Genomic DNA, 9,006 nt, shown 5'->3' with positions numbered 1-9,006 from the left:
CGCACGGGGCGGGGCGCCGGTGGTGGCGGGGCGGGTGCCGCCACGGGCGGGCTGATCCACACCGTGTCCAGTCGCGCGACTTCCGCCGGCACGTCGGGCTGGGCCTGGGTCCAGGCGTCGCCCGGCCCCCACAGCACCAGCAGGTGCACGCCCAGCACGGCGGCCGCAATCAGGCCAATGTTTCGGGGGCGCATGCGACCTCAGTCCAGGGCGCGCTGGCGGCGCATGGTCAGGCCCAGCACCGCCAGGCTGATCACCGCCCCCAGGCCGCCGAGCACCGGAAACACGGGAATGCCGAACAGGTGCACCTGCGAGGCCAGCAGCGTTGGGCCGATGCCCAGGATGAAGGCGCCGGCGACCATGGCCAGGGACAGGCGCGTGGCGGCGCGCTCCAGGGCGGTGGACAGGCGGTGCAGGTGGCGCACCTCCATGTCCACGCCCAGGCGCCCCTGCTTGAGGCGGTACATCAGCAGGCGCAGGGTCTTGGGCACATCGGCCGCCATCTCGTACATCTGCCGGCTGGCCGCGCGCTGCTCGCGCAGCAGGCGCCGCGGGGTGTAGCGGGCGCGCATCTGCTCGCGCACCAGGGGCGCGGCGGTGCGGATCACGTCGAAGTCCGGGTCCAGCTGCAGCAGCACACGGTCGGCGGTGACCAGGGCCTTGAACAGCAGGGCCATGTCGGGCGGCATGGCGATCTGCGATTCGCGCGCCAGGTCCATGAATTCGCTGATCGAGTCGCCCAGGCGCAGCGGGCCGCTGCCGCGCCGGGCGATGTAGCGCTCGACGGCGGATTCCATCAGGCCGATGCTGACCCGGCTGTCGCCCGTCCATTCCAGCAGCACCATGACCAGGCTGTCGGCATCGCCTTCGACCAGGGCGCGCAGCAGCACCAGGAACTGGTCGCGCCGGTGGGGCGAGAGGTGGCCGACCAGGCCGAAGTCGATGAAGCCCACGCGGTTGCCCGGCAGGGCGAAGAGGTTGCCGGGGTGCGGGTCGGCGTGGAACAGGCCGTCGCGCAGCACCATGTGCAGGAAGGCATGGGCCCCGCGCTGGGCCAGCAGGCGGCCGTCGAACCGGGCGTCGCCCGCCGCGCGGTTGGCGGGGATGCCGTCCAGCCAGTCCTGGACCAGCAGCTCGGGCGTGCTCAGCGCCCAGACGACGCCCGGGATGGCGATGTCCGGATCACCGGCAAAGGCCTGGGCCACCTGTTCGGTGATGCGGCCTTCGATGCTGAAGTCCAGCTCCTCGCGCAGGGCGTCGCCGACCTGGCGCGCCACGTCGCTGGGGCGGTAGCGCTCGAGCTGCGGAAAGCGCTCTTCCACCAGGGCGGCCACATGGCGCAGCAGGCGGGCATCGGCCTCCAGCCCGGCGCGGATGTCGGGGCGCTGCACCTTGACCGCCACCTCGCGCAGGCTGCCGTCCGGGCGGCGCAGCTGGGCGCGGTAGACCTGGGCGATGGAGGCCGCGGCGATGGGTTCGGGGTCAAACCGGGCGAAGGCCTCGTGCACCGGGCGGCCCAGCTGGGCCTCGATGTGGGGCTGCATCACCGACCAGGGTTGGGGCGTGGCCTGGGTGTGCAGGGTTTCCAGGGTGCGGGTCCATTCGCGCGGCAGCAGGTCGGAGCGCGTGGCCAGGATCTGGCCCAGCTTGACGAAGCTCGGGCCCAGCGCCTCGATGGCCAGGCGCACGCGTTCCGCGCGGCTGAGGGCGGTGTGGGCCGCCTCCGCCTCGGCCTCGGTGCTGCGCCAGGTCGACCAGCGCGACAGGCCCAGCGAGTGCACCACGTCGGCCAGACCGAAACGCAGCAGCGTGCCCACAATCTCTTGCAGGCGGGCGCGGTCCCGGACGGCGACGACGGCGGTGTGCAGCATGGGCATCTCCTGGTGGCTGCCCCAAAGCATAAACCCAGGCACCGGCCCTGGCCGGCGTGCCGCGCCGGGCATTCTTGGAAAAAGGAGCGGCTGGCGTAGGATTTACAGGCATTTCGCGCTGTTTTGGTGTGAAAGCCCAATCCCGTCGCGCGCAACGCGCTCTCTTTTTTCGGCTTTAGTAACGCACCACGATCTTGCCGAAGTGCTGGCCCGACTGCTGGTGGGCAAAGGCCTGGGCCAGTTGCTCCAGCGGGTAGTGGCGGTCGATCACCGGCTGCCAGCCCCACTGCTCCAGCGCACGCACCATGTCCTGCTGCTGTTCGCGGCTGCCGACGATCAGGCCCTGCAGCGTCTGCTGCTTGGCCATCATCTCGGCCGTGGGCACGCTGCCGGCAAAGCCGGTCAGCACGCCGATCAGCGCGATGTGGCCGCCCACGGCGCCGGCACGGATGGACTGGGGCAGGGTGTTGGGGCCGCCGACCTCGACCACGATATCGGCACCGCGCCCGCCGGTGGCGGCCAGCACGGCGTTGCCCCACTCGGGCGTGTCGCGGTAGTTGATGACCACGTCGGCCCCCAGAGCGTGCAGGCGCTCGGCCTTGGCGGCGCTGGAGGTGGTGGCGATGACGCGCGCACCGGCGGCCTTGGCCATCTGCAGCGCAAAGATGGAGACCCCGCCCGTGCCCAGCACCAGCACCGTGTCGCCCGGCTGCAGGCGGCCGTTGACGAACAGCGCACGCCAGGCGGTCAGGCCGGCCGTGGTCAGCGTGGCCGCTTCCTCGTGCGACCAGCCGCGCGGCGCGTGGGTGAAGGCCGTGGCCGGCCGGGTCACGGCCTCGCAGGCAAAGCCGTCCACGCCGTCGCCGGGCACCAGTTTGAAGTCCGAGGGCATGCGGCGGCCCGACAGCCACTGCGGGAAGAAGGTGGACACCACGGCATCGCCCACGGCGAATTCCGTCACGCCGGCGCCCACGGCGGTGACCACGCCGGCCCCATCGGCCATGGGGATGCGGCCATCGGCCGTGGCGCCGGGGCGGCTGACGACCAGCAGGTCGTGGTAGTTCAGCGAGGTGGCGTGGATGCGCACCTGAATCTCGCCGGCCCCCGGCGGGGGCGCATCGGGCAGGGTGGTCAGGTGCAGGTGGTCCAGGCCACCGGGGGCGGCCAGTTGCAAGGCTTTCATGGCGATCTTTGCGGGCAGTGAAGGATGGCCGCCATGGTGCGCGCTACCGCGCGGCATGACCAGTACCAACATATTTGTTGGGTAGTATTAAAAATGTAAGCAATGCAGGCCGCGCTGCCTTGCGGCAGCATCGGATACACCGGCCCCCGGGCCACCCACCACCAGGCGCAGGAGGCCGCATGAAACGTTTGAACAGCAAGAGCGGCTGCGCCGTGGAGGTGACGCTGTCGGTGATGGGCGGCACCTGGAAGCCCATCATCCTGTTCCAGCTGTTGCACGGCAAGAAGCGCTTTGGCGAGCTGGGCCGTGCCATCCCCGGCATCACCCAGCGCATGCTGACGCTGCAGCTGCGCGAACTGGAAGACGCCGGCATTGTGGCGCGCACGGTGTATGCCGAGGTGCCGCCGCGCGTGGACTATGCGCTGACCGAACTGGGCCGCAGCCTGCAGCCGGTGCTGATCGCCATGCGCAACTGGGGCATCGCCTACAGCCAGAACTTTGCCCCTGCCGAGCCCCTGCACGACGCGGATCAGCACGGCGCCAGCTGCCTGCCAGACTTGCAGCAAAAACAGGCTTGAGCGCTGGTCCCTCCAGCGCAAGCAGCTATCTATTTCAATCCATCACAGCCCAAAGCCCGCAGGCGGCACACGCCGGCGGGCTGGGGGGGGCGAGGCCGCCGCGCTTACTTGGCGGCGGTCAGCGTGGTGTAGCTGTGGATCAGGTTGCGGTAGTCGGGGATGTGGTTGGAAAACAGCGTCCCCAGGCCCTCGATGTCATTGCGCCAGTCGCGGTGCAGCTCGCAGGCCGCGCCAAACCAGGTCATCAACTGGGCGCCGGCCTGCTCCATGCGGCTCCAGGCGGCCTGCTGGGTCATGGGATTGAACGTGCCCGAGGCATCGGCAATCACAAACACCTCAAAGCCTTCCGCCAGGGCCGACAGCACGGGGAAGGCCACGCAGACTTCCGTCACCACGCCGGCGACGATCAGCTGTTTCTTGCCGGTCGCCTTCACGGCCTGCACGAAATCCTCGTTGTCCCAGGCGTTGATCTGGCCGGGGCGGGCGATGTAGGGCGCGTCGGGGAATTTGGCTTTCAGCTCGGGCACCAGCGGGCCGTTGGGGCCGGTCTCGAAGCTGGTGGTCAGGATGGTGGGCAACTGGAAGTATGCGGCCATGTCGGCCAGGGCCAGCACATTGTTCTTGAACTTGTCGGGGTCGATGTCGCGCACCAGGGACAGCAGGCCGGTCTGGTGGTCCACCAGCAGCACGGCGGCGTTGTCTTTGTCGAGGCGGATATAGGGCTTGTTGCTCATGGGAGTCTCCTTGAGAGCGGGGGAAAGCATCCGGCGCAGGCGCGCGCCGGACGGGGAAAACCAGGCTCAGGCCAGGGCGTGGGACTGGGGCATGCGCCCGAAGCGACCGCTGCGGAAGTCGTCCAGGGCCTGTTCGATCTCGACCGCGGTGTTCATCACGAACGGGCCATGACCGACCACGGGCTCGTTAATCGGTTCGCCCGACAGCCACAGCAGCGTGACTTCGTTGTTGGCCTCCAGGTGCACGCTGTCGGCGGCGCGGTCCAGGTGCACCAGCTGGCCGGCGCGCACCACCTCCTGGCCGTTGACCATCACCGTGCCGTGCAGCACCACCAGGGCCAGCGTGTGGCCGGGCTGGGCCTGCAGCTCCGTGCTGGCACCGGCATTCAGCCGCACATCCCACAGATGGACGGGCGTGAACGTGCGGGCCGGGCCATGGGCGGCTGCAAAGTCCCCGGCAATCACGCGCACCGAACCAGCGCCGTCGGGCAGCGCCACGCGCGGAATGTCGGCGTTCCGCAGTGTCTGGTAACCGGGGGCGGACAGCTTGTCGCGGGCCGGCAGGTTGACCCACAGCTGCACCATCTCCAGCGGGCCGCCAGCGCGGGCGAAGGCGTCCGAATGGAACTCCTCGTGCAGGATGCCCGAGGCGGCCGTCATCCACTGCACATCGCCGGGGCCGATGGTGCCGCCCGCGCCGGTGGAGTCGCGGTGGGCCACCTCGCCCTCGTAGACGATGGTCACGGTCTCGAAGCCGCGGTGCGGGTGCGTGCCCACGCCACGCCGGCCCTGCGTGGGCTGGAAGTGCTGGGGGCCGGCATGGTCCAGCAGCAGGAACGGGCTCAGCGCCTGGCCGTGGTCGGCATAGCTGAACAGCGAACGCACGGGAAAGCCGTTGCCCACCCAGTGGGGACGGGGGGCTTCGTAGACACCCAGAATCTTTTTCAACATGGCTTCCTCCTGGTGGGTGCACGGTCCGGCGGAAGGCCGCAGACCGTGCGTAGAACATGGGAGGAATTTTGAATTTGGAACGATTGTTTGGGTAGACTGCAAAAATTGCATGCAGCGTTCCATTTTTAAAACGATGAAACTCCCGGACCTGAATCCCCTGTACTACTTCGCGCTGGTGGTGGAGCACGGCGGTTTCGCCCCGGCGGGGCGGGCCCTGGGTATTCCCAAGTCCAAGCTCAGCCGGCACATCGCCCTGCTGGAAGAGCGCCTGGGCGCGCAGCTGCTGCTGCGCTCCACGCGCAGCTTTGCCGTGACCGAACTGGGCAAGCGCTACTACGAGCACTGCCGCGCCATGCTGACCGAGGCGGCCGCGGCCGAGGAATCGGTGGCCCTGACGCACAGCGAGCCCTGCGGCGTGGTGCGCCTGAGCTGCCCGGTGGCGCTGCTGGCGGCGCGCGTGGGGCCGATGCTGGCGGCATTCATGGCCCAGCACCCGCGGGTGAGCCTGCAGGTGGACGAGACCAACCGCCGCGTGGACGTGGTGGCCGAGGGGCTGGACCTGGCGATCCGCGTGCGCCCACCGCCGCTGCAGGACAGCGAGTTGGTGCTGCGCCAGCTGGCCGAGCGCCACCAGTGCCTGGTGGCCAGCCCCGCGCTGCTGGAGCGCATGGGTCCGGCCCTGGGGCCCATGGACCTGGCGCGCTGGCCCAGCCTGGACATGGGCCAGCCCCAGGACAGCCACCGCTGGGTGCTGCTGGGGCCGAACCAGGAGCGCGCCGAGGTGCGCCACCAGCCGCGCCTGGTGACCCCGTCCATGCTGGCGCTGCGCGATGCGGCCCTGGCCGGCGTGGGCGTGGTGCAGTTGCCCAGCATGTTCATCCGCGCCGAACTGGCGCACGGCAGCCTGGTGCAGGTGTTGCCGGGCTGGGCCCCGCGGGTCGAGGTGATCCACGCCGTCTATGCCTCACGCCGGGGGCAGTTGCCCGCGGTGCGGGCGCTGCTGGATTTCCTGGTCCAGCAGTTTCAGGCCCTGACCGAGGACTGAGGCAGGGCGGGCGCCGCCGTGGTGCGCAGCCGCCGGCGTGCCCGGGGCGCGAACTAGGCCAGCCGCTCGACCTGCACGGCGCAGTCGTAGAAGCAGGGCGCGCGGCCAATGTCGGTCAGCTGCTGGTGGGTCAGCTCGTTCACGTTGGTGCCGTTGGCCCCTTGCTTGCGCCACCAGATGCCCAGGCCCACCACCACCCCGGGCCGTGCCCGGCCGTTGACGGCGGCGTGGCAGACGTGGCTGCCCCGGGCGTTGAAGACGCGCAGCCGGTCGCCGTCGGCAATGCCGCGCGCGGCGGCGTCCTCGGGGTGCAGCTCCAGCAGCGGGCGCTCTTCCATGCGCGCCAGGCTGGCGACATTGGCGAAGGTGCTGTTCAGGAAGTTGCGCGCCGGCGGCGAGATCATGGCCAGCGGGTGGGCGGCCGTGGGCGGCTCGTAATTGGGCACGTGGTCGGGCAGGGTGTTGATGCCCAGCGCGGCCAGGCGCGGGTTGTCGAATTCGCACTTGCCCGACGGCGTGGCAAAGCCGCCCTGGGCAAAGGGCGCCTCGGCCACCGGGATGTGGGCAAAGCCCTGGGCCAGCAGGCTTTCGAAATCCATAGCTGTTCCCGCAAGCGCCGTGCGGCACAGCGCCTCATCAGGCTCAGAAAAATGCGGGGCGGCAAAGGCCGGGTCCAGCTGCGCCATCTGCGCGGCCAGGTCGCGGAAGATCTGGGCGTTGCTGCGCGACTGGCCTTCGGGGGCGATGGCCGGGCGGTTCAGCAGCACATCGGTGTGGCCGTAGCTGCCATGGATGTCCCAGTGCTCCAGCTGCGTGGTGGCGGGCAGCACGTAGTCGGCGTGGTCGGCGGTGTCGGTCAGGAAATGCTCCAGCACCACGGTGAACAGGTCCTCGCGCGCAAAGCCGGCGGCCACCTTGGCCGATTCCGGGGCCACGGCCACGGGGTTGCTGTTGTAGACCACCACGGCCTCGACCTGCGGGCCGAACTGCGCATCGCCCGGGTGCAGCAGCACGTCGCCGATGGTGCTCATGTTCAGCGTGCGCGGGCGGCGGTTGCCCAATAGCTGCGGCAGTTGCAGGGCCGCCTTGTTGAAGGGCGACACACCCGAGCTGGACAGCAGCAGGCCGCCCGCACGGTGGCGCCAGGCGCCGACCAGCGCCGGCAGGCAGGCGATGGCGCGCACGGCATTGCCGCCGCCGCGCACGCGCTGCATGCCGTAGTTCAGGCGGATGGCGGCCGGCCGGGTGGTGCCGTAGTCGCGCGCCAGCTGGCGGATCTGTTCCACGGGCAGGCCGCAGACCTGGGCGGCGCGCTCGGGCGGCCATTCCAGCGCGCGGGCGCGCAAGGCCTCCCAGCCCAGGGTGTGCTGGGCGATGTAGTCGTGGTCCAGCCAGTCGTTCTGGATGAGCTCGTGCATCAGCGCCAGGGCCAGGGCCGCGTCGGTGCCGGGCAGCAGCTGCAGGTGCTCGTGGCACTTTTCGGCGGTCTCGCTCTTGCGCGGGTCGATGCACACCAGCTTGGCCCCATTGCGCTTGGCCTCCTGGGCCAGGCGCCAGAAGTGCAGGTTGCTGGCAATGCTGTTGCTGCCCCAGATCAGGATCAGCTGGCTCTCGGCAAAGAACTCCATGCGCATGCCCAGCTTGCCGCCATAGGTGGCGGCCAGGGCTTCGCTGCCGGCGCTGGCGCAGATGGTGCGGTCCAGCAGGCTGGCGCCCAGTTGGTGGAAGAAGCGCCGGTCCATGCTTTCGCCCTGCACCTGGCCCATGGTGCCGGCATAGCTGTAGGGCAGGATGGCCTCGGGCTGGCGCTGCGCAATCGTGTGCAGGCGCTGGGCGATGTCGCGCAGGGCCTCGTCCCAGCTGACCGGGGTGAACTGGCCGCTGCCCTTGGGGCCGCTGCGTTTGAGGGGCTGCAGCACGCGGTCGGCGTGGTAGGTGCGCTGCGTGTACTTGCTGACCTTGGCGCACAGCACGCCGCCGGTCATGGGGTGGTCGGGGTTGCCTTGCACCTTGGTGGCCACGCCGTCGATGACCGTGGTGGTGAGCGAGCAGGTGTCGGGGCAGTCGTGGGGGCAGGCGCCGAGGATGTGGGTCACAGACATGGCAAGCGGGGCAGTTCCAGGGTGGGGGTGCTGATTTAAGCATGGCGCGCCGCCCTGGCGCATGCGGCTGACACGGATTTGTCATCCCTGCGGCCTAGCATGCCGCCATCGTGCAAATGACCCATCACACCAAGATGCCAGGGGCCGCCGTGCGGGTGCAGGGGCTGCGCCGCGTCTACGGCGACCGCACCGTGCTGGACGGCCTGGACCTGGACATCGCCCCCGGCGAAATCATCGCCCTGCTGGGCCCCTCGGGCTGCGGCAAGACCACCTTGCTGAAAATCCTGGCCGGGCTCGAGCAGCCCAGCGCCGGCGAAGTCTGGATGGGCGACACCTGCGTGGCCACGGCCGGGCACAGCGTGCCGCCCGAGCAGCGCGGCCTGGGCATGGTGTTCCAGGATTACGCCCTGTGGCCGCACCTCAGCGTGCAGGGCAATGTCGGTTTTCCGCTGCGGATGCGCGGCGTGTCGCGCCAGGAGGCCGCGCGCCGCGTGGACGAGGTGCTGGCCCTGGTGGGCCTGCAGGGCCTGGGCGCGCGGGCG

The 9,006-nt window shown here is 70.1% G+C and carries 8 protein-coding genes and 1 pseudogene; 3 read left to right on the top strand and 6 right to left on the bottom strand.

What is annotated here, in order from left to right:
- The 3 genes and pseudogenes from SJH88_RS17320 to SJH88_RS17310 form a co-directional block, all read right to left on the bottom strand.
- Positions 1 to 194 (bottom strand): annotated as a pseudogene (locus tag SJH88_RS17320) (hypothetical protein); the annotation flags it as partial.
- Positions 195 to 200: 6 nt separating this feature from the next.
- Positions 201 to 1,871 (bottom strand): ABC1 kinase family protein, encoded by a 1,671-nt coding sequence (locus SJH88_RS17315; RefSeq protein WP_274755203.1) that lies wholly within the window; start codon positions 1,869 to 1,871, stop codon positions 201 to 203.
- A 175-nt stretch (positions 1,872 to 2,046) separates the two neighbouring features.
- On the bottom strand, positions 2,047 to 3,054 hold the full coding sequence (locus tag SJH88_RS17310; protein WP_274755202.1) for a zinc-dependent alcohol dehydrogenase family protein: 1,008 nt from the start codon (positions 3,052 to 3,054) through the stop codon (positions 2,047 to 2,049).
- A gap of 179 nt (positions 3,055 to 3,233) precedes the next feature.
- Here SJH88_RS17310 and SJH88_RS17305 point away from each other — a divergent pair, with 179 nt between their 5' ends.
- Positions 3,234 to 3,632, top strand: a complete 399-nt coding sequence (locus SJH88_RS17305; RefSeq protein WP_042418693.1) for a winged helix-turn-helix transcriptional regulator — start codon at positions 3,234 to 3,236, stop codon at positions 3,630 to 3,632.
- 104 nt (positions 3,633 to 3,736) lie between these two features.
- Here SJH88_RS17305 and ycaC read toward each other — a convergent pair whose 3' ends face one another.
- Both ycaC and SJH88_RS17295 read right to left on the bottom strand, forming a co-directional pair.
- On the bottom strand, positions 3,737 to 4,366 hold the full coding sequence (ycaC, locus tag SJH88_RS17300) for an isochorismate family cysteine hydrolase YcaC (RefSeq protein WP_274755201.1): 630 nt from the start codon (positions 4,364 to 4,366) through the stop codon (positions 3,737 to 3,739).
- A gap of 66 nt (positions 4,367 to 4,432) precedes the next feature.
- Entirely contained in the window at positions 4,433 to 5,317 is an 885-nt protein-coding gene (locus SJH88_RS17295; protein ID WP_274755200.1) for a pirin family protein, read from the bottom strand.
- A gap of 133 nt (positions 5,318 to 5,450) precedes the next feature.
- On the opposite strand from SJH88_RS17295, the gene SJH88_RS17290 reads away from it, so the two are divergent.
- Complete coding sequence (locus SJH88_RS17290) at positions 5,451 to 6,362, top strand: LysR family transcriptional regulator (RefSeq protein ID WP_274755199.1); 912 nt, start codon at positions 5,451 to 5,453, stop codon at positions 6,360 to 6,362.
- 53 nt (positions 6,363 to 6,415) lie between these two features.
- Here SJH88_RS17290 and SJH88_RS17285 read toward each other — a convergent pair whose 3' ends face one another.
- A complete protein-coding gene (locus SJH88_RS17285; protein ID WP_274755198.1) occupies positions 6,416 to 8,464 on the bottom strand; it encodes a molybdopterin-containing oxidoreductase family protein in 2,049 nt (682 codons plus the stop codon).
- A gap of 116 nt (positions 8,465 to 8,580) precedes the next feature.
- Between SJH88_RS17285 and SJH88_RS17280 the strand changes: the two genes are divergently transcribed.
- The coding region (locus SJH88_RS17280) for an ABC transporter ATP-binding protein (protein WP_274755197.1) at positions 8,581 to 9,006 on the top strand (426 nt) is incomplete at its 3' end.

The sequence above is a fragment of the Comamonas sp. GCA5 genome, assembly GCF_036541385.1.
In the GTDB taxonomy this organism is placed as follows: Bacteria; Pseudomonadota; Gammaproteobacteria; order Burkholderiales; family Burkholderiaceae_C; genus Comamonas; species Comamonas aquatica.
The sequence above is the reverse complement of the archived record's forward strand: the minus strand, read 5'-3'. Positions and strand labels throughout refer to the sequence as shown.